The 22,335-nt window shown below is 38.7% G+C and carries 22 protein-coding genes; 8 read left to right on the plus strand and 14 right to left on the minus strand.

Features of this window, described 5'->3' with window-relative positions; translation table 11 throughout:
• Position 1 precedes the first annotated feature (1 nt).
• Positions 2 to 1,726: a thiol reductant ABC exporter subunit CydC gene (cydC, locus tag QGM71_RS09915; RefSeq protein ID WP_327607380.1), complete on the minus strand. Its 1,725-nt coding sequence runs from the start codon at positions 1,724 to 1,726 to the stop codon at positions 2 to 4.
• Positions 1,723 to 3,450 (minus strand): thiol reductant ABC exporter subunit CydD, encoded by a 1,728-nt coding sequence (gene cydD, locus QGM71_RS09920; protein WP_327607381.1) that lies wholly within the window; start codon positions 3,448 to 3,450, stop codon positions 1,723 to 1,725. Before cydD ends, cydC begins: the two co-directional genes overlap by 4 nt.
• Positions 3,451 to 3,646: 196 nt before the next feature.
• Here cydD and QGM71_RS09925 point away from each other — a divergent pair, with 196 nt between their 5' ends.
• A complete protein-coding gene (locus QGM71_RS09925) occupies positions 3,647 to 4,069 on the plus strand; it encodes a general stress protein (protein ID WP_327607382.1) in 423 nt (140 codons plus the stop codon).
• Between the two features lie 47 nt (positions 4,070 to 4,116).
• Here the strand turns inward: QGM71_RS09925 and QGM71_RS09930 are convergent, their stop codons facing one another.
• Positions 4,117 to 5,562 (minus strand): carbon starvation CstA family protein, encoded by a 1,446-nt coding sequence (locus QGM71_RS09930; protein WP_327607383.1) that lies wholly within the window; start codon positions 5,560 to 5,562, stop codon positions 4,117 to 4,119.
• A gap of 227 nt (positions 5,563 to 5,789) precedes the next feature.
• Between QGM71_RS09930 and QGM71_RS09935 the strand changes: the two genes are divergently transcribed.
• Entirely contained in the window at positions 5,790 to 6,935 is a 1,146-nt protein-coding gene (locus QGM71_RS09935; protein ID WP_327607384.1) for a pyridoxal-phosphate-dependent aminotransferase family protein, read from the plus strand.
• Positions 6,936 to 6,957: 22 nt separating this feature from the next.
• Entirely contained in the window at positions 6,958 to 8,544 is a 1,587-nt protein-coding gene (gene serA / locus QGM71_RS09940) for a phosphoglycerate dehydrogenase (RefSeq protein WP_327607385.1), read from the plus strand.
• 122 nt (positions 8,545 to 8,666) lie between these two features.
• Here serA and QGM71_RS09945 read toward each other — a convergent pair whose 3' ends face one another.
• Positions 8,667 to 9,455: an HAD family hydrolase gene (locus tag QGM71_RS09945; protein ID WP_327607386.1), complete on the minus strand. Its 789-nt coding sequence runs from the start codon at positions 9,453 to 9,455 to the stop codon at positions 8,667 to 8,669.
• 145 nt (positions 9,456 to 9,600) lie between these two features.
• Here QGM71_RS09945 and QGM71_RS09950 point away from each other — a divergent pair, with 145 nt between their 5' ends.
• The 3 genes from QGM71_RS09950 (at position 9,601) to QGM71_RS09960 (ending at position 12,567) form a co-directional block, all read left to right on the plus strand.
• Positions 9,601 to 10,695 carry a branched-chain amino acid aminotransferase gene (locus QGM71_RS09950; RefSeq protein WP_327607387.1) on the plus strand — a complete coding sequence of 365 codons (1,095 nt, stop codon included), beginning with the start codon at positions 9,601 to 9,603 and terminating at the stop codon, positions 10,693 to 10,695.
• 305 nt (positions 10,696 to 11,000) lie between these two features.
• Positions 11,001 to 11,762 (plus strand): NRDE family protein, encoded by a 762-nt coding sequence (locus QGM71_RS09955; protein WP_327607388.1) that lies wholly within the window; start codon positions 11,001 to 11,003, stop codon positions 11,760 to 11,762.
• 100 nt (positions 11,763 to 11,862) lie between these two features.
• A complete protein-coding gene (locus tag QGM71_RS09960; protein ID WP_327607389.1) occupies positions 11,863 to 12,567 on the plus strand; it encodes an L-2-amino-thiazoline-4-carboxylic acid hydrolase in 705 nt (234 codons plus the stop codon).
• A 57-nt stretch (positions 12,568 to 12,624) separates the two neighbouring features.
• On the opposite strand, the gene QGM71_RS09965 is transcribed toward QGM71_RS09960, so the two are convergent.
• From QGM71_RS09965 to QGM71_RS09985, 5 genes are all read right to left on the minus strand, one after another.
• Positions 12,625 to 13,014: a hypothetical protein gene (locus QGM71_RS09965; protein WP_327607390.1), complete on the minus strand. Its 390-nt coding sequence runs from the start codon at positions 13,012 to 13,014 to the stop codon at positions 12,625 to 12,627.
• A gap of 188 nt (positions 13,015 to 13,202) precedes the next feature.
• The gene (locus tag QGM71_RS09970) at positions 13,203 to 13,970 is read right to left on the minus strand and encodes an amino acid ABC transporter ATP-binding protein (RefSeq protein WP_327607391.1); all 768 of its coding nucleotides are present in this window, start codon (positions 13,968 to 13,970) and stop codon (positions 13,203 to 13,205) included.
• Positions 13,971 to 14,015: 45 nt separating this feature from the next.
• Positions 14,016 to 14,669 carry an amino acid ABC transporter permease gene (locus tag QGM71_RS09975; RefSeq protein WP_327607392.1) on the minus strand — a complete coding sequence of 218 codons (654 nt, stop codon included), beginning with the start codon at positions 14,667 to 14,669 and terminating at the stop codon, positions 14,016 to 14,018.
• A gap of 23 nt (positions 14,670 to 14,692) precedes the next feature.
• Positions 14,693 to 15,865, minus strand: a complete 1,173-nt coding sequence (locus QGM71_RS09980) for a saccharopine dehydrogenase family protein (protein ID WP_327607393.1) — start codon at positions 15,863 to 15,865, stop codon at positions 14,693 to 14,695.
• A gap of 35 nt (positions 15,866 to 15,900) precedes the next feature.
• On the minus strand, positions 15,901 to 16,710 hold the full coding sequence (locus QGM71_RS09985) for a transporter substrate-binding domain-containing protein (protein WP_327607394.1): 810 nt from the start codon (positions 16,708 to 16,710) through the stop codon (positions 15,901 to 15,903).
• A gap of 209 nt (positions 16,711 to 16,919) precedes the next feature.
• Here QGM71_RS09985 and QGM71_RS09990 point away from each other — a divergent pair, with 209 nt between their 5' ends.
• Entirely contained in the window at positions 16,920 to 17,597 is a 678-nt protein-coding gene (locus tag QGM71_RS09990; RefSeq protein ID WP_327607395.1) for a GntR family transcriptional regulator, read from the plus strand.
• Between the two features lie 112 nt (positions 17,598 to 17,709).
• Here QGM71_RS09990 and QGM71_RS09995 read toward each other — a convergent pair whose 3' ends face one another.
• From QGM71_RS09995 to QGM71_RS10015, 5 genes are all read right to left on the minus strand, one after another.
• Positions 17,710 to 18,138 (minus strand): RDD family protein, encoded by a 429-nt coding sequence (locus QGM71_RS09995; RefSeq protein ID WP_327607396.1) that lies wholly within the window; start codon positions 18,136 to 18,138, stop codon positions 17,710 to 17,712.
• A 2-nt stretch (positions 18,139 to 18,140) separates the two neighbouring features.
• Positions 18,141 to 19,502, minus strand: a complete 1,362-nt coding sequence (locus tag QGM71_RS10000; protein WP_327607397.1) for an FAD-binding oxidoreductase — start codon at positions 19,500 to 19,502, stop codon at positions 18,141 to 18,143.
• Between the two features lie 146 nt (positions 19,503 to 19,648).
• Complete coding sequence (locus QGM71_RS10005) at positions 19,649 to 20,086, minus strand: RDD family protein (protein WP_327607398.1); 438 nt, start codon at positions 20,084 to 20,086, stop codon at positions 19,649 to 19,651.
• Positions 20,087 to 20,218: 132 nt separating this feature from the next.
• Positions 20,219 to 20,437 (minus strand): YdbC family protein, encoded by a 219-nt coding sequence (locus tag QGM71_RS10010; protein ID WP_327607399.1) that lies wholly within the window; start codon positions 20,435 to 20,437, stop codon positions 20,219 to 20,221.
• Between the two features lie 455 nt (positions 20,438 to 20,892).
• Positions 20,893 to 21,510, minus strand: a complete 618-nt coding sequence (locus tag QGM71_RS10015) for a flavodoxin family protein (protein WP_327607400.1) — start codon at positions 21,508 to 21,510, stop codon at positions 20,893 to 20,895.
• Between the two features lie 184 nt (positions 21,511 to 21,694).
• Between QGM71_RS10015 and QGM71_RS10020 the strand changes: the two genes are divergently transcribed.
• Complete coding sequence (locus tag QGM71_RS10020; protein ID WP_407703016.1) at positions 21,695 to 22,228, plus strand: DUF420 domain-containing protein; 534 nt, start codon at positions 21,695 to 21,697, stop codon at positions 22,226 to 22,228.
• The last annotated feature ends 107 nt before the right edge of the window (positions 22,229 to 22,335 follow it).

Here is a 22,335-nt window from a genome sequence, read left to right on the forward strand (position 1 = left end):
TTTACATAAACACACTTTTTTCAATTTGTTTCATTTCGTAAAAGTATCCTTTTTTCTCCATCAATTCGTCAAAGGTTCCTGTTTCCACTATTGTTCCCTTTTCCATAACAATAATCTGATCCATCTTCTCCAGTCCGGTTAGTCGATGGCTGATTAAAATGACCGTATCATTTGTGGCTTGCTGAAATAGGTGGTCGTAAATATAAGCTTCTGTTAGTGCGTCAATAGATGAAGTCGGCTCATCTAGACACCATAATGGTGCCTCTTTAAGCATTGCCCTCGCAATTGCGAGTCTTTGCTTTTCTCCGCCAGATAGATTCCCACCTTTTTCCAAAACGTCACTTTCTACAGAAAAGTAACCTAGCTTAACCTTTTCTAACACAGCCTGCATCTCTTCATCACTTAACCCATCTTTTGCAAGCTGTAAATTATCTCGAATGGTACCATAGAAAAAATGATTTTCCTGTAAAACTACTGTTGAGTTTTCCCAGATGCTTTCCTGCGTTAATTGATTAATTCCTATTTTGTCCAGTTGAATATCCCCTTGATCTGCAGGATAAATCTTTAATAAAAGCTGCATTAATGTCGACTTACCGGAACCGCTGGGACCGACAATTGCCGTTTTCGATCCGGCAGCCATAGTAACCGACACATCCTCAAGTGTTTTGCGGGATTCACCTGGAAAGGTGAATGAAACATCCTTAACGGAAATACTTGGGCCCTGCTGAAGAGAGAGTTTATCCATACTCTTCTGCGGTTTATTCTCTTCAGATTCGTTCTTACTAACAACAGAAAACAATCGTTTTGCAGCTGACCTGCTATCCTCTAAATGACTTGGAAAAGCTGCCATAGGAGCAGCGTTTTCAAAAACAGTCAGAGAAATCATTACAAGCATCGCAAGGAATACTCCATCCAATTGCCCCTCTGTCACCAAAAAAGCCCCTAATGCAATAACTGACCATGATACAACAAACGATACGAATGTGTTAACAGACTGACTGAATATGAGATGTACGCCTTCACGTTCCTGTTCATCAATATATACTTTAGAAAACTGGGTAAGCTGCTCTTCCTTCTTGTTTAGTTGCTGGTATATTTTCAGGTCACGGAAGCCATAAAGAAATTCAGTTACTTCCGTTGACAGCTCCCCACGGCTTTGTCGGACATGCCGATAAATTCTCCGCTGGTTAATTGCAAATAAAACAGGAACAACAAAGGAAGTCATCACTAAACCTGCAAGTAGTATTAGTGCAATTGGAAGGGAATAAAAGGTTGTAAAAAATATTGTACTAAGAAAAACAATCAGCAGAACGATTGGCGGGTAAAATACACGTAGGAAGAAATTCTGTAATGTTTCTACATCACCAACAATCCGGGAAAGAAGATCTCCGCTTCGGTACTTTTGAAAAATCCCCGGGGCCAATGGTTCTAATCTATTAAAGAAAGAAACCCGTAAATTACTCAACATCGTAAATGTTGCACGGTGAGAAAAATAGCGCTCCGCATACCGGCCAACTGCTCTCGTAATCCCTAACAGTTTCACAGAAGCAATAACTAATGTCAGTGTATAAAGTGGTGGTGCCAGCGCAGCCTTCGAGATCAGGTAACCACTGGAAGCAAACAGAGCAACAGCGGCAATTCCTGTAATAAAACCAAAAAGAACAGATAGAAAGACATCCTTTTTCTCCACCAATATCAGCCGGATAATAATTACTAGATCCTTCATGAGACATTCCCTCCCTGCTGGACAGAAACCATGGTACGGTAGGCTTCGACTGTCGTCAACAATTCTTCATGTGTACCAGAAGCCAGTAATTCACCATTTTCGAGGAAAAGAATTTTATCTGCGTTCTTAATAGTATGGAGCCTGTGGGCCACCGTAATGACTGTAGCAGATTGTGACAGTTCTTTAATTGATGACTGCAATATCCGCTCTGTATGCAGATCAAGGCCAGTCGTCGGCTCGTCAAACAGAATCATTGATGGACTTTTCAAAAATGCTCTTGCAAGTGCAATTCGTTGTTTTTCTCCACCAGAAAGGCCTCTTCCAGCTTCCCCTACAGGTGTGTCATAGCCCTTTTCAAGTGATTCGACCAGATGTGAAATCCCGGCTTTTTCCGCAGCGTGTTCTATCTCGTTTCTTGTAGCATTTTCCCTGCCACCTATCGCAATATTTTCCGCTATGGTTCCTGAGAACAGGTATGGGTTTTGGGAAATGTAGCTAAGCTGATCGTACCAGCTTTTTTCTCTATAGTCGGAGCGTGACTCCCTATTAATGAGTAATTCTCCCTCCGACAAGGGAACAAGGCCAGCGATAACATGTAATAATGTGGTTTTCCCTGCCCCGCTTTTCCCAACAACTGCAACTTTCTCATAAGCAGCAACTTCTGCATGAATATTCCTTAGTGAAAAGCTGTCTTCGCCATATCTGAATGTCACTCCGTTCAGTAAAAGACTTGGTGGTTTCCCTTCCACTTCACGGTCTCCCCATGAAACAGGAAGGTCTGTCTCGGTCAACTCAGCTTCTATTTTCTTTGCCGCTCCCATACTCCCTCTTCCCGTATGAAAAGCACTACCTAAGTCTTTTAACGCAACATAGAACTCTGGCGCCAGCACCAGCATTAAAAAAGCAGTGAAAAAGGAAATATTATCGAAAACGATCAATCGAATAGACACTTCCAAAGCAATCAATCCCATACTAAGCATAGAAACGAGCTCCAGCATAAAGGAAGATGAGAAGGCTATCTTCAGCACTTCCATTGTGGCATCACGAAAACCCAGACTGCTTTTACGGATTTTTTCCTTTTGTATCGTTGCACGACCAAATAGCTTAAGGGTCGTGAGTCCTTGTAAGGTATCGAGAAACTGCCCTGAAAATGCAGCCATTTTATCCATTTGCGCCTCAGATTTATCTTTCGTTTTCATTCCTATTACAATCATAAAGACAGGAATAAATGGAGCAGTAATCAGAATAATAAAACCGGTATACATATGTTGTGTAAAAATAACGATAAGAATAATAATTGGCACAATGGAAGAATGTATAATCTGTGGAATGTAGCTGCTGAAATAACTATCTATTTCGTCAACAGCATCCATCATTACACTGACCTTTTGACCCGATTGCCCCTGAATAGATGCCTGCATAGGATTCCTTGAAAATTTATTCAAAAGGGATTTTCTTAGATTCCCTTTAACTTTGGATGCTAACTTGACCCCTGTTCTCCCACTTATATAGTGAACAGCCGCTCGTGCAAAAAGTACGAGCAGTAGGCCCATTAATAAGGGCATAATTTCTGAAAAGGAATCTTTTTTCAAAAAGACCCGATCTACAATAGAAACAAAGAAGTAAGCCTGCCCAACTAGTATCAAACCCGACAGCAAAGCAAAGACAACCAAAAGAACAAGTTTGTTTTTCTGTTCGTATGCTAACTCCTTAAGTTGAACCATAGCTTTTGCCTCCTGGGGAATTGACTAAGTGAATTAATTCACAATCACTTCCTTTAAGTATACCGAATTAGTCTGGGTGAGTAAATGAATAATAACCGTGTTAACATAACTGTCATAGTTTCCCGTTCCTGTTTAACTTCATTTATCTGGGGGAAAAGGATGTTTAGAAAACATTTTAGAATAGGAGGTGCAACAGATGGGGAAAGAAATTTTTGGACCCTATCAGTCGAAAGACGATGCAATTAATAGTGTAAACGGATTAGAGTTAAAAGGATATAAAGCTGACAGTATCACCATCTTTACAAATCAAAGACATACAAAGGAGCTAAAACAGCGCACGGACGTAAAGGTGGAGAGTAGTATTTCGGAAAATGGGGAAGAAAACTCACCCCTCGACAAATTAAAAAGAATATTTACGAATGACTCAGGCTCTCATCCACATCTTCATGACAAGTTATTAAATTCGAGTATATCAGACAAACAAGCAAAAAAGTATGTTGATGCCATTGAATCGGGTGAAATTTTAATCATTGCTGATAACCAACTGAGAATGGGGCATGATTCAACCAGTGATACGGTAACCCTAGAGGAAGCAATAATACAGCGGAATGATAATTAAAAAACGAGGCGAACAGTATCTTTAACTGTTCGCCTAAATGTTGTTTATTATCCTGCATACGTATTGACTACTTCATTCCTTTTTACTGCTTTTTGTTTAATAAGCTGCCTTACAAACCAGCCAGCAACTATGAGCCAAAGAATTGAACCAAGAATCATCGAGAATGTGTAATCCATATTGAAGCCTTCTGGTGCATAAAAGATATACGTACTAACAACTGCTGTCATGAATAAGGCAGGTATACTGCAAATCCAATGGAACTTAGAATTTTTCAGCAAATAAATCGCACCCGTCCATAACATAACGGTGGCTACTACTTGATTGGTCCAACCGACATAACGCCAAAGAAATGTATAGTCGATCATAGACAAAAAGAAAGTTGGTAAAGCAACAGGGATCATGAGTAAAACCAGTGTCCACTTACCACTCATATCCTTCTTCGTAATTTGTTTCAGTAAATCAGCTAACATCATTCTAGAAGACCGGAGTGCTGTATCTCCAGTTGTTATTGGCAGTATGATTACACCAAAGATTGCTAGAATACCTCCTAACGTTCCTAGTGTTGTAATACTAATCTCATTAACCACACCAGCAGGTCCGCCTGCACCAAGGCTCTCTTGCAAGCCTGCTGTCCCTCCGTAAAAGGCCATCCCTGCTGCCGCCCAAATTAATGTAATGACACCTTCGCCAATCATAGCACCATAAAATACTTTTCTTCCTTCACTTTCCTTTTTAAGCGTTCGGGCTAAAATTGGGCTCTGAGTTGAGTGAAAACCCGAGATCGCACCACATGAAATGGTCACCATTAATAACGGCCATATTGGTAAATTTTCCGGATGCAGGTTGTTAAGAGTTAAATTAGGAATTGGATTATCAAAAAAGAACATCCCAACCCCAATTGATCCAGCCATAAAAATAAGAATTGCTCCTAGAATCGGATAAATTTTTCCAATCACCTTATTAATTGGCAAGACCGCTGCAAGTAATAAATATGCAAAAATAATTAAGATACACATTGTAAAACTAAACGGTGTAATTTCTGTCATCAACTGGGCAGGTCCAGCAGTAAATGCTGCCGCTACAAGAATCATTAAAAAGATCGATATAACATTAATTATTGTTTTAGCATAGTTCCCTAAGTATTTCCCTACAAGTGTAGGATACTGTGCACCACCGTGCCTTAGGGATAACATACCAGAGAAATAGTCATGTACAGCGCCAGCAAAAATACACCCTACTACAATCCAAATGAAGGCAACAGGACCATATAGCGCACCCAATATTGCTCCAAAAATCGGACCGAGTCCAGCGATATTTAATAACTGGATTAAACTCGCTTTCCACCAACTGATGGGCATGTAATCAAAGCCGTCTTGCTTCGAATATGCAGGGGTCTTCTGGTTATCGTCAATCCCGAAAATTCGTTCGACCACCTTTCCGTAAACGAAATAACCCACTACTAATAACAAAATAGATATAACAAAAGTAATCATCGCTGAACCTCCTTTAAAAAGAAATTTATAGAATATTTTAATTCGAAAAAATAGAAAAGGCAAGAAATTTCGACATTGTTTTTAAACTATTCATAGTCAACCGCTTACATTCCGAACATTAGAAAATAAGTATTTAAAATTGCCGAAATTGATTGACAATAATCCTCATTCTGCTATGATGAAGAATATTTTATATATACGCTAGCTTGCTAGAAAGGAGAGAAATTATGCTATCAGATCAACAAATTTTAAGGATTCCCGGACCAAGCCCAATTCCGCCCAGTGTGCAGCGTGCAATGAGTCAACCAATGATTGGGCACAGAGATCAAGAAACAAAGGAGTTACTCCAAAGGATAAAACCTGATCTTAAACCCCTATTCGGCACGGAACAGGAGGTAAACATTATTACAGGGAGTGGCACAGCCGGCTTAGAAGCAGCTGTTGTAAACACCGTTAAGCCTGGTGATGAAGTGTTAGTCATTGTTACAGGTGCATTTGGTGATCGTTTTGCCAAAATATGTGCAGCGTATCAAATAAAAACCCACCGGTATGATGTCAATTGGGGGGAAGCCGTGACATCTGATGCCATTAAAGAATACCTTGAGAAATATCCATCAATCAAAGCAGTGTTTGCAACTTTTTGCGAAACTTCTACAGGCGTATTAAATCCTGTTCAGGAAATTGCAGAAGCAGTACATACGCATTCCAATACCTTGTTCATTGTTGATGGTGTTTCCTGCGTAGGCGGCGTTGAAGCAAAAATGGATGAATGGGATATCGATATTCTAGTCACCGGCTCCCAAAAGGCCATGATGCTCCCACCAGGTCTAGCATTTATTGCTGTAAGTGAACGTGCGTGGAAGGTTATTGAGAATAATACACAGCCACGTTTTTATTTAGATTTAAAAAAGTACCGGGACAACTTAGATAAGGACTCTACGCCATTTACGCCTGCTGTATCCTTATTATTTGGATTGGAACAGGTCTTGCGACTTATTGAGCAAGAAGGACTGGAACAGGTTTATGCCAGACATCAACTGATGATGAAGATGACACGAGCAGCATTTAATGCCCTAGACATACCTTTACTAACAACTGATAAAGCTGCATCGCCTACCGTCACAGCAATAAAGCCAGCTGACTTTCAGGCAGATGAACTGCGTCGTATTCTCAAAGAGGATTTCAGCCTGACAATGGCTGGTGGACAGCAGCACCTGAAGGGGAGAATTTTCCGAATTGGTCATATGGGATACTGCTCTCCTGCTGATGTTTTGCAAACCATCAGTGTTATTGAAATTGGTTTAAGGAAAGCAGGTAAAACAACCGAGCTAGGCAAAGGCACACAAGCAGCACAAGAAGTCTATTTAAGATAAGTTCTACAGGAGGTAACGGATAATGACATTTACTGTATTAATCACAGATCCATTAAGCGAAGAAGGTATCCAAACCCTTCGAGATAATGCCCAGATGAACATTGTAGTCGAGACAGCTTTAACTCCGGATGAATTAGAATTACGAATTGTAGATGCAAATGCTTTATTGGTTAGAAGTCAAACCCAAGTGACCGCTAAACTCATCAGTAAAGCTTCCAACCTAAAAATTATCGGCCGTGCAGGTGTAGGTGTAGATAATATCGATCTGGATGCCGCAACTGAACATGGTATTATCGTTGTTAATGCACCAAACGGAAATACCAACTCAGCAGCCGAGCATACAATGGCAATGATCATGGCATTATCCAGGAAAATCCCACAGGCATTTCTTTCTTTGAAAAACCAACAATGGGATCGAAAAAAATATGTTGGGGTTGAATTGAAGAACAAAACGCTAGGTGTCATAGGACTTGGCCGAATTGGTGCTGAAGTTTCTTATAGAGCTATGGGCCAGCGCATGAAAGTAATAGCATATGATCCATTTTTAACAGAAGAAAAAGCAGTTGCAATGGGGGTTGATTACGGTACGGTCGAAGAGGTTATTAAAAAGGCTGATTTTATTACCGTACACACGCCGCTTTTAAAAGAAACAAAGCACTTATTGAACGCTGAAGCTTTTCAATTAATGAAACCAGGAGTACAAATTATCAATTGTGCCCGTGGAGGAATTATTGATGAGGATGCATTGTATGATGCCATTCTTTCTAAAAAAGTATCCGGTGCTGCTTTGGATGTTTTTGAAGAGGAACCATTTCTAGATCACAAATTATTACAGTTACCAGAAGTAATCGCAACACCCCACCTGGGTGCCAGCACAGTTGAAGCACAAGAAAATGTTGCTGTTGATGTCTGCCAGGACGTTCTCAACTTCTTAACTGGTGGAGTGGTTAGCAATCCTGTCAATCTTCCGTCCGTTCCTAGAGATATCCTTAATAAAATTGAACCATACTTTAATCTCGCAGAAAAGCTAGGTTCATTCCTTATCCATTTAACGGAAGAAGTGATCGAAGAGGTAAACATCTACTACTCTGGAGATCTATCAGAAGTAGAAGTAGCACCATTAACCCGGAACACCATAAAAGGACTCTTAAAGCGCCATCTCGGTGACCATGTCAATGATGTAAACGCCCTTTACCTTGCTGAAAGAAGGGGAATTACCATCCATGAGAATAAGACTTCCACAACGAAAGGGTTTACGAACCTGTTAACTGTAGAAGTTAAAACGAAATCTGAAAAGCGGAGCGTATCAGGTACCTTATTAAATGGCCTCGGAGCAAGGATTGTAAAAGTAGATCACTATAGTGTTGATTTCACGCCTGTAGGACATATTCTAGTCATACATCACAAAGACCAGCCCGGCGTAATAGGCAGAATGGGAAGCCTCTTAGCAAAGCACACCATTAATATAGCAACCATGCAGGTAGATCGAGCAGATATCGGTGGGGATGCCATCATGATGCTGACAATTGATAAACATATGGAAAAAGAAGCAATGGAAGAGCTGCTTCTTTTAGAAGAGATATATGATGTAACGGCAATAGACTTATAGACTTATAGCCACATTAAGCATGTAGTGCTTGGCTGCATGCTTAATGTGGCTGTATTTGGTCGAGTTGGCTGTGGCGGATTCAGGCGGATGCTCTTCTGGTTCAGACGCAGGCCAGCTCCCCCTTATATGTTTATTTTATTAATAATCCCCATGACTTCTTCCAGATCAGTTACTTCATAATCTGGTAGCACGTCAACGGCTTGCTTCTGATGATGATTAATCCATACAGATGTTATTCCAGCTCGTGACGCACCTAATATATCCGTATGTAGATTATCACCTATCATTAACGCCTCATTCTTTTGCACACCTAATAGTTCCAACGCATGTTCAAAGATAGCCGGATCAGGTTTCCCCCTACCAAACGCACCTGAAATAACAATGTGATCAAAATATGGCACAAGCTCCGGTGTTATATCCAGCTTCGTTTGCTGCAAATCCGGAGACCCATTTGTCAGCATCAGCAGTTGGTACTTTCCCTTCAACTGTTCCAAAACGCGGAATGTTTCATTATAAACAAAAGCATTTTTCTTACGTTCCACAGGAAATGTTTCAGCTAGTTTATAGCCAAAATCAGCATCATCAATACCTAATTCTTTTAACCCTCTGGTCCACGCTTCCTTTCTATAGGAAGGAGCAATTTCCCTCAGCTTTCTAAAAGACTCCCCCGCGTCAGAAAAGTTACCCCAGAGTCCTTCAAACGGGTTAATTCCAATCATTTGTGTAAATGAATATGTTTCATAAGATGCGTATAATGACCGTGCATTTTCCCGAACCTTCTCTTCCAGCAACTTTGGACTTATATTATACTTTCCAGTTGCCAGCTCACAGGTAGCTTTAAAAGCTTCTTGTACACTTTTTTTGTCCCATAGTAACGTGTCATCTAAATCAAATAATAGTGCTTTTAGCATTAATTCATCACCTTTTCACGCTTAATTTACTATTATGATTATACACTATTTTAATTTATTTTATAAAACTGAAAATTTAGGGTTGCATAACTATAGATTATAGCTTATGATAGGTATTAAAATTTTACATCTAGGGGATGGTGTCATGGAAGGCTGGACAGTAACAGTAGATCGTCGTATTACAAAGAAAGAAAAGCCAAATACAGAGCAGTTGGAATTTGGGAGAATTTTTACTGACCATATGTTTATCATGGATTACATGGAACCTTTAGGGTGGCACGATGCACGCATCGTACCTTATCAACAGCTAACGATAGACCCTTCTGCAATGACATTCCATTATGGCCAATCTGTATTTGAAGGTATGAAAGCTTACCATACTGATGAAGGAGAAATCCAATTATTCAGACCAGAAAAGAACTTGGAGCGATTGAATCATTCAAATGATCGCCTTTGCATTCCACAAATAGATGAAGAGTTTGTATTGAATGCAATTAAACAACTCGTTTATTTGGATAAAGATTGGATTCCGAAAGCCGATGGAACGTCGCTTTACATTCGACCGTTCATCATTTCGACTGAACCATTTATTGGGGTTGCACCATCGCATCAGTATAAATTAATCGTAATCTTATCCCCTGTTGGATCATATTATAAAGAAGGTATAAATCCTGTTAAAATTGCTGTTGAGAACCATTATGTAAGGGCAGTAAAAGGCGGAACAGGAGAAGCGAAAACAGGTGGAAACTATGCAGCAAGTCTTAAAGCACAGGAAAAATGTACACAAAACGGCTTCTCACAAGTTCTATGGCTTGATGGTGTCGAGAAGAAATATATTGAAGAAGTAGGAAGCATGAATGTATTCTTTAAAATCAATGGGGAAGTTGTTACCCCTGCTTTAAATGGAAGTATACTGGAAGGAATAACACGTAATTCCGTCATCCAGTTACTGAATCACTGGAATATCCCGGTCACCGAACGAAAAGTATCTATGGAAGAATTGTACGAAGCATACGTGGATGGAAAGCTTGAGGAAGCTTTTGGCTCAGGTACAGCTGCAGTTCTATCACCAATCGGCCAGTTATCCTGGGGTGATAAAGATCTTTTTATCAATAACGGTAAAACCGGTGAAGTTTCAAAAGCTCTCTATGATACGTTGACTGGTATTCAGTACGGAAGAAAAACAGATCCGTTCAATTGGGTTGAAAAGGTTAAAGAAGTAAGTGCTATTAAGAATTAATTGTACGAAGGCAGTCGCATAAGGTTAGGCGATTGTCTTTTTTTCTATTAACAGAAAAAGACGCCTATAAATAGACGTCTTTATGCGTTATATATTTGCGGCGAAAAATCATGTGGTTCACATCACATGTATTGCTTCATTCTTCGTCTTACACAAATCAGCTCATCGCTTGGTAATTATATCACTTTTTCAGTGTTGGTGCTACAAGTATTTTATACATTATTTTTATGACTACCAGTAGTGCACCATTTTTGATAAAACTGTGCATCTGTAGGTATAATTAACGAAAGAGAGGTGTGCAGACATTGTGTTTAATTAATTTTCATTTAAATAATCATCCAAATTATAAATTAATCGTCGCCGCAAATCGTGATGAATTTTACGATCGCCCAACTGCACCTGCACAGTTTTGGGAGGATGAACCAGAAATACTTGCAGGACGTGATTTATTGCAGAAGGGCACGTGGCTGGGAATAACGAAAAGAGGCCGTTTTGCTGCTTTAACAAACTTTCGTGATCCAGATCAAATGGTGACCGGTAAAGCTTCACGTGGAGAAATTGTTAAAAATTATCTAGCAGGGAATACGGATCCACTGAATTTCCTTCAATCGCTGAAAAACAGCAAGGATAACTATACTGGATTTAACGTGATTGTTGGCAACACAGAGCAGCTTTTTCATTATAATAATATCGAAAACGAAATAACGGAGATCCCTTCAGGTACACATGGGCTTAGCAATCATTCTCTTAATACCCCATGGCCTAAAGTAACCAAAGGAAAGAAAAGGTTAAGTGAATATATAACGGATCAGGAAGTAATCCAAACTAATGTACTGTTTGAGATTATTTCTGATGCTGAAGAAGCCCAGGACTGGAACTTACCAGAAACAGGTGTCAGTTTAGACCTTGAACGAAAACTATCACCTCTATTTATCAAAACACCTAATTATGGAACGAGGTCATCTACTGTTTTAATTGTGGGTCATGATGATACTGTTACTTTTGTGGAGCGTACGTATGAAGCAGGAGAACTAAAGAAAGAAAATGAATTTTCATTTCATTTGTAATACCCTCTTTACTACTCTATCTAATTCCTATAAAATTTATATGAATAGACAAGTAGTTATAATTTATTTACTATTCTAGATTTTGAGGAGGAACACACCCTTGTCTGAACAAAATAAACCCTTACCAAGTTTATCGATGTATACAATTACAGCACGTTTATTTACGCATCTTCAACAATCCATTCAAGATTCTTTCGGCAGTGAAAGTGAGCATCTGATCCAACAGGGTGTAGAGAAATTTGGCTATAAAGAAGCAAAGAGAATAGCTGATCAAGCTACAGCAGAAGGAGAGAATCATGTCCTGGATCAGTATATTCCAGCTGACTACGATGAGAACAGCAAGTATGGTGAGATAACCATCTACGCATTAATGGCAAAATTATTTGCTCAGGTTTCAAAAATGATTTCTGACCATTATGGTGAAGAAGGAAAAGATGCGATTCGTGAAGGTGTCCGCACTTTTGGAGAACAAAGAGGTCGTGGAATTGCAGAAAGAGCTGCACATATGGGGAAAGATGCAACAATTGATAACTATTTATCTCATTATGATATGGGACGTAGTGATTTATTTGAATTTGAAAGTGATATTGGTTCAGAAGTAATTGAACAAACCTTTACACAGTGCCCTTTTGGTCAACAATGGGCGGATGACGATATGCATGAATATGGTATTCTTTACTGTCAGATGATTGATCCGGCAGTAGCAAAAGGCTATAATCCTGATTTTGAAGTTATCCATGATAAATATGTTTTAAAAGAAGGCGTGTGCCACTTCGAATTCAGATTGAAAGATAAACAAGATTAATAGTAATACAAAATGGCCCAAATCAGCTTAACTGGCTTTGGGTCATTTTCGCTTTTATTATTCTTTTTTTACTTTTCTTACGATAAAATAAACGAATAGCGCAACTATCGCATAGACCACAAAGAAAACAATGAATCCCCACAGCCCCATTACTGCATCAGCAAATTCCATATTGCCTCTATTTGTTATAGCCTGCTGAAGTTCAATCGCAAAAACCAGCACAACCATGACAGTAAATGTATAGATGAATGATAGTATCGCAATACTCCATTTCATTTTCTCAACAATTTTAAATCCAGCATAAACAAAGAAAAATGTAACAATCCCAATGATGCCTATTACCCAAAAATGCAGATCTTTATCAGTCATATGGAGACCAAACATATCTACTAATATATCATGAATCGTGTTTACTATTTCCGCCAGCATAATAACGATTTCTCTCATTGCCTACCCCCAACCAGATATGTTTACCACTATAAAGTAGTAACACATAACCCAAATATTAAAAAAGGAACGACAAGAAATCGTTCCTTTTACTTAGCAGAATTTCAATATTCAATTCCTCAGTCCCCTGTCATTTTGTCAGCATTGAAGCAAGCTGCACTACTATTGTTATGCTTCAGGTCAATGGACTATTCCAACACAATCTCTTGAGTAACATCCTGCAAGAACCGCTTCGTTCGCTCTTCTTTAGGATGATTAAATATCTCATCAGAACTTCCTTCTTCTATAATTAATCCTCCATCCATAAATATTACTCTGTCGGCAACATCCTTTGCAAATGCCATTTCATGGGTTACAACGATCATCGTCATTCCCTCACGTGCTAATTCTTTCATAACTTGTAGTACTTCCCGAATCAGCTCTGGATCCAAGGCAGATGTTGGTTCATCATAAAGCATTACCATTGGTTCCATGGATAAAGCCCTTGCAATCGCAACCCGCTGTTGTTGACCACCTGATAATTGTGACGGATAATGATCCATTCTATCAGCCAGCCCTACTTTTGTTAATAATTCAATTGCATGTGCTTTCGCTGTCTCAGGATCTGATTTCTTAATTACAATTGGCCCCTCTTGCACATTTTCCAATGCTGTTTTATGTGGAAACAAGTTAAATTGCTGAAATACAAATCCTGTATTTTTTCGCAATTCCCTAATTGTATCTTTTCTTTTTTTATTTAAAGGCTGTCCTGCTTCCACTTCCATTTTTCCAAGCTTAACTATTCCTCCGTTCGGTTCTTCTAAAAAAGTAATACAGCGCAGCAAGGTGGATTTACCTGAACCACTCGGTCCCATTATAACGACAACCTCACTTTGATTTACTGTTAAATTAATATCTTTCAGAACTTCGTTTTCCTTAAAACTCTTCTTAATGTTGCTCAGTTTAATAACTTCCAAAAGGTTCACCCCTTTCAGCGAAAAAATAGTGAAAGTTACTGAATTCTATACTAAATGCCTTGATGTTCTCTTTTCTAATCGATCTAATAATATGGTGAAGAAAGTAATTACAATCCAATATAAAACGGCAGCCAGCAAATAAATGGTAAGCGGCTCAAACGTTCTGGCAATGATTAATGTGGACATTTGCAATAATTCCGTAACCGTAATAACAGACACTAATGAAGTATCTTTAATTAGAATAATATAAGTATTTGATAAAGTTGGTATCGCTATTCTGATACTTTGAGGCAATATGATTCTTCTCATAGCCTCCCCATAAGTCATGCCCATAGATACTGCAGCTTCCATTTGACCTTTATCTACTGCTAAAATAGATGCCCGGAATGACTCAGATAAGTAAGCTCCTGCATTTAAGCTTAACGCAAGTATACCAGAGGGTATCGGATCCAGTTCTATGTTAATTTGAGGCAACCCATAATAGATTACAAAAATCTGAACGAGCAATGGCGTCCCCCTAAACATGGAAACATAGATACCGCCAATTATTTTAAGGGGTTTTATTTTAGATATTCTTGCCAAAGCAGTAAAGAATCCCAATGCTAACGCGATTACTATTGATATAACTGCCAGCATAATTGTAATTAGTGTAGCATTTAATAAGGGCGGTAATGCTTCAATGATTATCGAGTAGTTCATTTTGTATCTCCCCCCTCACCTTTCTAGTTATGAATCTGCAAATCTTTTTCCAAACTTTCAACGTAATTAATGGTTATACCCCTGTCATCCAACTCACGAATAAAGGGATCGAATCGATTTCCAATTATAATTTCCTCAATAGGCAATACCCCGGTTTCAGTTACCCTTCCATTAATAATCCAGCTTGCCATCAGCATCGCAGGAATAGCTGTCGTCTTAGCCATTGAGGTAATCCCTCGATCATGATCATAACAATCAACCATTTCCCACGTATGGGCAATTTGTTTACCATTACTTTTACCTTTTACCTCTACCCGTACTACAGTTATGTCTTCATTTGATGTTCCACGTAATTTAGGCTCAAGAATCTTTTCTGTAAATTTCTTTGGACTAAGTGATACACCATCTATCTCTACTGTTTCTTCATCTAAAAAGCCTAACTCGGAAAGCACCGACATTTTATTCCAATGCCCAGCGTAGCGCACCGTCTTCTCATAAAGTTTATTCACACGGCCTTTTAACGTATGTGCTGCACTATGTGCGTCTGTTATAACTGCTTCACATTCTCCTACAGGCTCTGGGAATGTCATTTTCTCTAGCCCAGAAAGTGGCGGCAGATTAATTAGCTTGCCATTCTCAGCTGCTAGAGCAGGCCTTGTGTAGAGTCCCATTACACTTTCCAGTCGAAACACAACTTGATACCATAAAGGTGGTACCGGGTTTCTGGGAATACCACCACAAATCATGACAGCCTCCTCGGCCTCATCCAACATTTCAATTCCCTTAGCCGCTAAAAAGTTAGTTATTCCTGGGGCTACGCCACAACCAGGAACTATAATAATCCCCGCCTCTTTAGCCTTTTCGTCTAATTTATATTTTTCTTCGAATTTAGATCCAACTAAATCAACAAGATTACATTTAGCTTTAATAGCAGCATTGACTGCTGGCATGCTTAAGGAATGAGGCAAACAAGCTATTGCAACGTCAGCATCTTTGATAACTTCATATATCTCTGATTCATTCTCTAAACTTGCAACTCTACCAATTACCTTAGGCTCAGCAGAGATATCGATACAGCGATCAACGCTTTCCTTCAACCCATCAACTGCGGTTATTTTTTCTATATTTGGGTTAGTTACAATTTCACTAACTACAGTTGTACCTATCATTCCTGTGCCTAATACAACTACGTGCATCCTATCTCCTCCTCTAAGTGATTACTAATATTCGTCTATTTAATTAATGGCTCTGAGTCAAACCATGCTTTATAAATTTCAGCATAAGTTCCATCTTCATGCATATTTTCTAGCTCTTCATTGAGCTTTGCAACAAGGTCATCACTACCCTTTTTAACTGCCATTCCTATTTCATCTTTATTCAAAATATCACTAACTATCTTGATAGCCAGATCCTCTTCTTGAATGTTATGACTCATTAATAGTTGATCATTTATTATTACATCCAGTCTTCCATTCAATAAATCCTGAATATAATCATTTACTGTTTTATACAGTGTTACATCTGCACCTTCAACACTATTGGCAACTTCTTCAAAAGTAGTACCTCCTCCAACACCGACTTTCTTACCTTCAATGTCTTCCAGAACGGAAATATCATCTGTTTCTTCACGAGTAATCAATACAGAGCCTGTAACTACATAGGGATCCGTAAAATCTACGCTTTCTTTTCTTTCTTCTGTTACGGTCATTTGTGCAATAATAACGTCAAATTTGTCCGATTGAAGTCCACCAATAAGACTATCCCAGCTTGTAGCAACAAATTCAGTTTCTACACCCAGCCTATCCGCTAGCTCGTTAGCAATGTCAACATCAAACCCAATGTACTCATTATCATCACCTAAATAGTTAAATGGTCGAAATGTCCCCTCAAATCCAACGCGCAAAACTTCGGATTCCTGCACTCTATTCAGGGAACCTTTTCCCTCCTCTTCATTTGTATTTTCGCCACTTGCCTGGTCACCACATGCCGCAATTACTAAGAACAGAAATAAACTAACTACAATCAGATAAATACGTTTCATTTTTCAACCTCCCGTTTTGTTAGCGCTTACAACGTAAAAATATTTTTTAAAAAAACTTATGCTTTTATTGTAGCACTACATTGTAGTACAATTATTATACGTAGTGTAACCTTGAATATTATCAATTGTCAATAATAATCGGAAAATTTATTTCATTTTACATAAGCGTGCCCAATCTAGTACGCTTTAATTAAAAAGGAGAATAGTAAATGGAAGATAAGTATTCTATAAAAAATCATGTCTATAAAACATTAAAGGAAGCAATCTTATCCAGAAAATTACCGCCTGGGAAACAAATAGTAGAAAACACCATTTCCACCAAACTAAAAGTTAGCCGCACCCCTGTTAGAAACGCCATTAACCAGCTCGCTGTAGAAGGTCTGGTAGAAATAAGACCTAATAAAGGAGCATTTGTAATTAACCCTACACTTGAGGAAATTCTTCAGGCATACAGTTTAAGAAAAGAATTAGAATTAATGGCAATTGACGTGTCAATTAACCACCTGAGTGACAGTGATATGGATGAATTAGAGCGGATTGTAAAAGAAGAAAAAGAGGCGCTTTTTAAAAAGCATATTGCGAATTACTTAAATGCTAACGAAAAGTTCCATTTAGCTATCGTAAAACAATGCAAAAATAAGTTTTTAATTGAATTTATTGAAAAGCTTATTAGCCAAACATCTATATATCTGATGCTTTTTGACGTTTTCTTTGAAGATTCTTCTTCCCAGCCTTATGGGCATAAAGAGCATCTTGAAATCATTCAATTAATGAAACAAAAAAAGCACAAAGAAGTAAAAATCTGTTTAGCGAAACATTTTGATAATGCCATTAGCAGCTTAGATGTACAGTCTGATTACAGTGATTTAGAGGGTATTTTTGATTAGTTAGTTGCAGTAATATTTTGTTTGCTCGTTTTTTAGTAGTAAAGAAAAAACGAACAGGTCCGATAAAACTGGACTCTGTTCGCTTTCATTTACGACTAAATACTTTGAAATACTACCTTTCCCTATAAACTACCCTCGTTTTACATAGCATGTCATGCAAAGCTTTCTTTTCTGCATTCCACCCAGCCATCATAAATCCGATGAATAATGAAAGTAAGGATAAAACATAGGCAAAGTATCTACCTATTGATTTCAGGAGGCTGATCTTTGACATATCTGTATTGACTACTTGTATTCTGCAAATCAACTTACCCGGAGATCCTTTATATCTGCTTGCAGTGAAAATCACCACAAATACTGCATTGTATATTAGTGATGCGACATCTTCTGAAGTAGAAGTCGTTCCCACATTGAATGAATGCATAAAACCCTCATCTTTAATTAATAGTGCTATTATCCAAATCAAAGCGTAGAAAAATACTGCGTCAATCAGAGTTGCCAAAGCCCGAATCCAGAAGCCAGCCGGGGCGTGATTGTTCATTATCAATCTATAACCTTACCTGGATTAAGAAGACCTTTTGGGTCCAATACTGCTTTAATCTTCCGCATAACATTTAGTGCTTCGCCATGCTCCTTTTCCTGATACTTTTGCTTGCCAACACCAACACCATGTTCTCCCGTGCACGTACCACCTCTTGCAAGCGCATAATCAACAATACGCTCATTTACTTCTGTTGCTTTTACTATATCTGCGGGCTCATTGACATCTATCATTAGTAGAATATGATAATTCCCGTCGCCAACATGACCTACTATTCCTCCGACAAGCCCGGAAGCTTCAACGGCTTCTCGTCCATCCTTAATAGCACCTGCAAGTTCAGAAATAGGCAGGCATACATCAGTTACCATCTGTTTCTTCCCCGGATTGCCATGCAGAAATGCATAGGCTGCATTATGCCGGGCTTCCCAAAGACGGTTTCTTCCCGCAGTATCGGATTCAAATGCAAGTTCCTGACAGTTATTATCACTTATAATTTCCTTAGTAAACTCGACATCTTGCTGAAGCCCCGCTTCGTTTCCGTGAAATTCAAGAAACAATGTCGGCACTTCCTTATAATCGGTGTCGCTAAAAATGTTTATTTGTTTCATCGAATGCTCATCGACCAGTTCAACCCGCGCTACTGGGATGCCTGCCTGCAGGATACTAATCACCGCATCTACAGCGTCGTCTACAGTATCAAATGCAGCGCGCCCAGCCATCGTGTGTTCAGGAATGCCGTACACTTTGAAGGTTAACTCTGTAAAACTCCCCAGTGTCCCTTCAGACCCAACAAAGAGCCCATTCAAATGGTAGCCGGATGAAGATTTGGCTGCCATATTTCCTGTATGTATAATCGTTCCATCTGCAAGAACTACCTCTAAATCACGAACCTGATCACGCATCGTCCCGTACTTTACAGATGTCGTTCCACTAGCATTCGTCGCTGTCATACCACCAAGTGTAGCATCAGCTCCAGGGTCTACAGAGAAAAATAATCCATACTTCTTCAATTCTTTTTCCAGCTGTGTTCGAGTAACACCAGGCTGAACTTTAACAAGGAAATCCTCCGGTCTAACTTCCAGGACATTGTTCATTAAAGAATAATCTATCATAATACCCGCTTCGTAAGGAATCACATTTCCTTCCAAACTTGTACCAAGTCCATAAGAAACGACAGGTACGCCATTTGCATTCGCCAGCTTCATAACCTGGCTTACCTCTTGAGTATTTTCCGGAAATACGACAACGTCCGGCAGATGTGGCGTATGATACGACTCATCTGTGCTATGCTGCGCTAAAACGTTTTCATTTGTTGATACACGATCAGAAGTTAATATAGTCTTTAGCTCATCAATTAAATTCACCGGTCATTTCCCCCTTACACATAAAAAATTAATAATTCATACTACTGATTTTACCATAGTGTTCATTTTATACCAGAAGAAAATACTCACCCCATCCGGAACGAGTATTTTAACAGTTTTAACTTCTTCTGAAAAAAATAATACCGTTAATTCCCCTTCTTCCGGTACACTACTCTCGTACTGCAAATTATATCATGCAATGCTTTCTTTTCTTCATTCCACCCTGCCATCATAAAGCCAATTAGTAGTGGGAGTGCGGATAGTATATATGCAAAGTATCTACCAATCGATTTCAGCATGCTGATCTTGGTCATGTCAGTATTCATAACTTGAATTCTGCATGCCAGTTTACCTGGAGACCCCATATATCTGCTAGCTGTAAAAATAATGATAAAAACAACGGAATATACGAATCCTGAAATGTTTTCCGAGACAGAATTCTCACCGCCATAACCGGAGTTATTAAAATAAGTTGGGTCATTACTGATAACTGCAATAATAGCTGCCAAAACAGCAATAAGCACCGAATCAATAACTGTTGCCAAAAATCGAATCCAAAATCCCGCTGGTTTATAAGCATCCATTGTAATCCATACCTCCTTCTCTAAATTGCTCTACTGCCAGACAGTACCTGTTGTCTGGTTGTCAGCTATTGTACGTGCTCATCTAAATTACCTAAACTGTAATCATACAGCTTTATAACGTTACAGAAAATATTACTTCCTTTCAGCCAAGGCTGCTTTTAAACTTGTTATATCTTCTTCTGTTAACGTAACACCCTTACCCATCTTTTCTTTGTTTGGTGCCCAATCCCTTATATCATATTTAGCTTCTCTACCGTTCCAGCTTATAAGATTAAGCTCTTTCGTCCAACCCTTAGGTGACTCGGATAGCACTGCAATTGTTTCAACAATTTCATATTTAAGCTCTGCCATGATAATTCCTCCATTTTTATTAAGATAGTTAAATTCACTTCGAATAAAATTGTGGGCACTAAATAATTTGAGGTATAATTTGATGAAGAAAGCTTCCTTAAAGAATCATGTGGAAATTTTATGTATTTCAAATCTGACAACAATGGATGTATCTCATTTTAGCTTCCACTTTTAAATTTTATCAAACATACTATGATTATAAAAGATAAATAATTTATGACGATAAAGCAAGTAGCTTTTTCATTGTTATGCAAAAAGCCAGCTCGCTAGGTAGCTGACCTGAATTAGTTGTAGTTTTTTTGCTAATACTGGTCATTGTGCAGGCTATGAACTTCCGTACCGGGATTAATTACAATTAAGGGTGAGCCAAAAAAATTACCAGCAAATTAACGTATAATTTACTGGTGATTCCATTTTTATAAGAAGCAACATCCACTATAGTGAACAAGTACCTTTTACATCAAATTCCCCTCTGCTGGAATTGGACTTTGTTTGAGCATACGGGCAAAGTGAATTAAGTTATAAGTCATCATTTTAGTATTCCTTTTTGTAAAGTCACTTTCCTGTCCAGCCTCAATATAGGATGGACCCGGTCCTGCCTCTCCGACCCAGTACGCATTAACATTTGGAGGAATTGTAAAACCGATATTTAACATGCCAAAGAGAATGGATCTGCCTGCCTCTTTCGCTCCATCTTCGTTTCCAGTTACCAGTGACCCAAAGACTTTATTATAGTAAATAGCCTGTTCTTGATCGTTTGTTTCCCCGCTCTGTGCATATAAACGTTCCATAACGAGGGATGCGAGGCTGCTCTTTTCTCCATTCCAAATTGGTGTACCCATAATAATAATGTCAGCCTGCATGATTTTTTCCATAATTTCGGGCCATTCATCCCCATTTCCCATATCAGGGCTCATACCAGCTATAATGTGATAATCAGCAATTCGGATAATTTCTGTTTCAATTTTTTCTTTAATCATCCACTCTCTGGACTTTTCTATAAGCGCTTCGGTATTTGAGGTATCGCCACCCTTTTTTAAAGAGGTGTTTAAATATAACGCTTTAAGTGTCATGGATCATATTCTCCTTTCTTAAAAATCAGCTATACTTATCCCATCCCCTTGCGTTTCACGTGTAAAACATAGAAATTCCAGTGAAACAACCCTTTCGTTCACCGATTTGTTCGATTCTATTATGTATTTATGGCAGCTATTTGATATACTCGTAATGATTCATTTATAGAAGAGAAGGAGAATTATTTTGCAAATCAATAAAAACTTTAATTATGTGCCCTGGGTTATTGGGCTATCTATCGCAATCAATCTCATTATAGTAATATTATTATTTATACCAGAAATAGAAGGTGGTACAAGCTTTGACATCCTGCTTTTGCCTTTGCTTAACGCTATATTAAATTCTTTTACCTTCGTGTTTCTACTCGCAGCACTATTTATGATTCTACGAAAAAATGTCACGTGGCATAAACGCTTCATCTTTGCTGCATTCACAACGACAGCATTATTTCTACTATCTTATTTAACCTATCATTCTATGTCTTCCTCTACATCCTACGGTGGGGAAGGAATCTTGCAATCTATCTATTATTTCATTCTTATCACGCACATTATCCTGGCAGCAGCCATCGTGCCATTGGCGCTGTTAACCCTGTTCCGCGGACTAGCAATGAAAGTGGATAAACATCGCAAAATAGCCAGATGGACAATGCCACTCTGGTTATATGTAAGTTTAACAGGAGTTATCGTCTATTTGATGATCTCTCCGTACTACTAAGACAGAGTAGAATGATGATATAAGCAGTTGCCCCCAACTTAGTGATGCGTGAGTACTATCTAAGTAAGAACACGGAACTTAGTGAAGGGGAAACCATCTATGATTAA

Origin of the sequence: Virgibacillus tibetensis, from assembly GCF_036026595.1 — a bacterium.
GTDB classification, from domain to species: Bacteria; Bacillota; Bacilli; order Bacillales; family Amphibacillaceae; genus Virgibacillus_P; species Virgibacillus_P tibetensis.

Bases quoted from the DNA above. Each gene is read 5' to 3' on its own strand.
- QGM71_RS09975 (WP_327607392.1), bottom strand. From the start codon at position 14,669: ATGAACTACTCGATAATCATTGAAGCATTACCGCCCTTATTAAATGCT.
- QGM71_RS09945 (WP_327607386.1), bottom strand. From the start codon at position 9,455: ATGCTAAAAGCACTATTATTTGATTTAGATGACACGTTACTATGGGAC.
- QGM71_RS09930 (WP_327607383.1), bottom strand. From the start codon at position 5,562: ATGATTACTTTTGTTATATCTATTTTGTTATTAGTAGTGGGTTATTTC.
- QGM71_RS10005 (WP_327607398.1), bottom strand. From the start codon at position 20,086: ATGGATGCTTATAAACCAGCGGGATTTTGGATTCGATTTTTGGCAACA.
- QGM71_RS09925 (WP_327607382.1), top strand. From the start codon at position 3,647: ATGGGGAAAGAAATTTTTGGACCCTATCAGTCGAAAGACGATGCAATT.
- cydC (WP_327607380.1), bottom strand. From the start codon at position 1,726: ATGAAGGATCTAGTAATTATTATCCGGCTGATATTGGTGGAGAAAAAG.
- cydD (WP_327607381.1), bottom strand. From the start codon at position 3,450: ATGGTTCAACTTAAGGAGTTAGCATACGAACAGAAAAACAAACTTGTT.
- QGM71_RS09995 (WP_327607396.1), bottom strand. From the start codon at position 18,138: ATGAACAATCACGCCCCGGCTGGCTTCTGGATTCGGGCTTTGGCAACT.
- QGM71_RS10015 (WP_327607400.1), bottom strand. From the start codon at position 21,510: ATGACACTTAAAGCGTTATATTTAAACACCTCTTTAAAAAAGGGTGGC.
- QGM71_RS09990 (WP_327607395.1), top strand. From the start codon at position 16,920: ATGGAAGATAAGTATTCTATAAAAAATCATGTCTATAAAACATTAAAG.
- QGM71_RS09965 (WP_327607390.1), bottom strand. From the start codon at position 13,014: ATGAGAGAAATCGTTATTATGCTGGCGGAAATAGTAAACACGATTCAT.
- QGM71_RS09985 (WP_327607394.1), bottom strand. From the start codon at position 16,710: ATGAAACGTATTTATCTGATTGTAGTTAGTTTATTTCTGTTCTTAGTA.
- serA (WP_327607385.1), top strand. From the start codon at position 6,958: ATGACATTTACTGTATTAATCACAGATCCATTAAGCGAAGAAGGTATC.
- QGM71_RS09950 (WP_327607387.1), top strand. From the start codon at position 9,601: ATGGAAGGCTGGACAGTAACAGTAGATCGTCGTATTACAAAGAAAGAA.
- QGM71_RS09935 (WP_327607384.1), top strand. From the start codon at position 5,790: ATGCTATCAGATCAACAAATTTTAAGGATTCCCGGACCAAGCCCAATT.
- QGM71_RS09980 (WP_327607393.1), bottom strand. From the start codon at position 15,865: ATGCACGTAGTTGTATTAGGCACAGGAATGATAGGTACAACTGTAGTT.
- QGM71_RS10010 (WP_327607399.1), bottom strand. From the start codon at position 20,437: ATGGCAGAGCTTAAATATGAAATTGTTGAAACAATTGCAGTGCTATCC.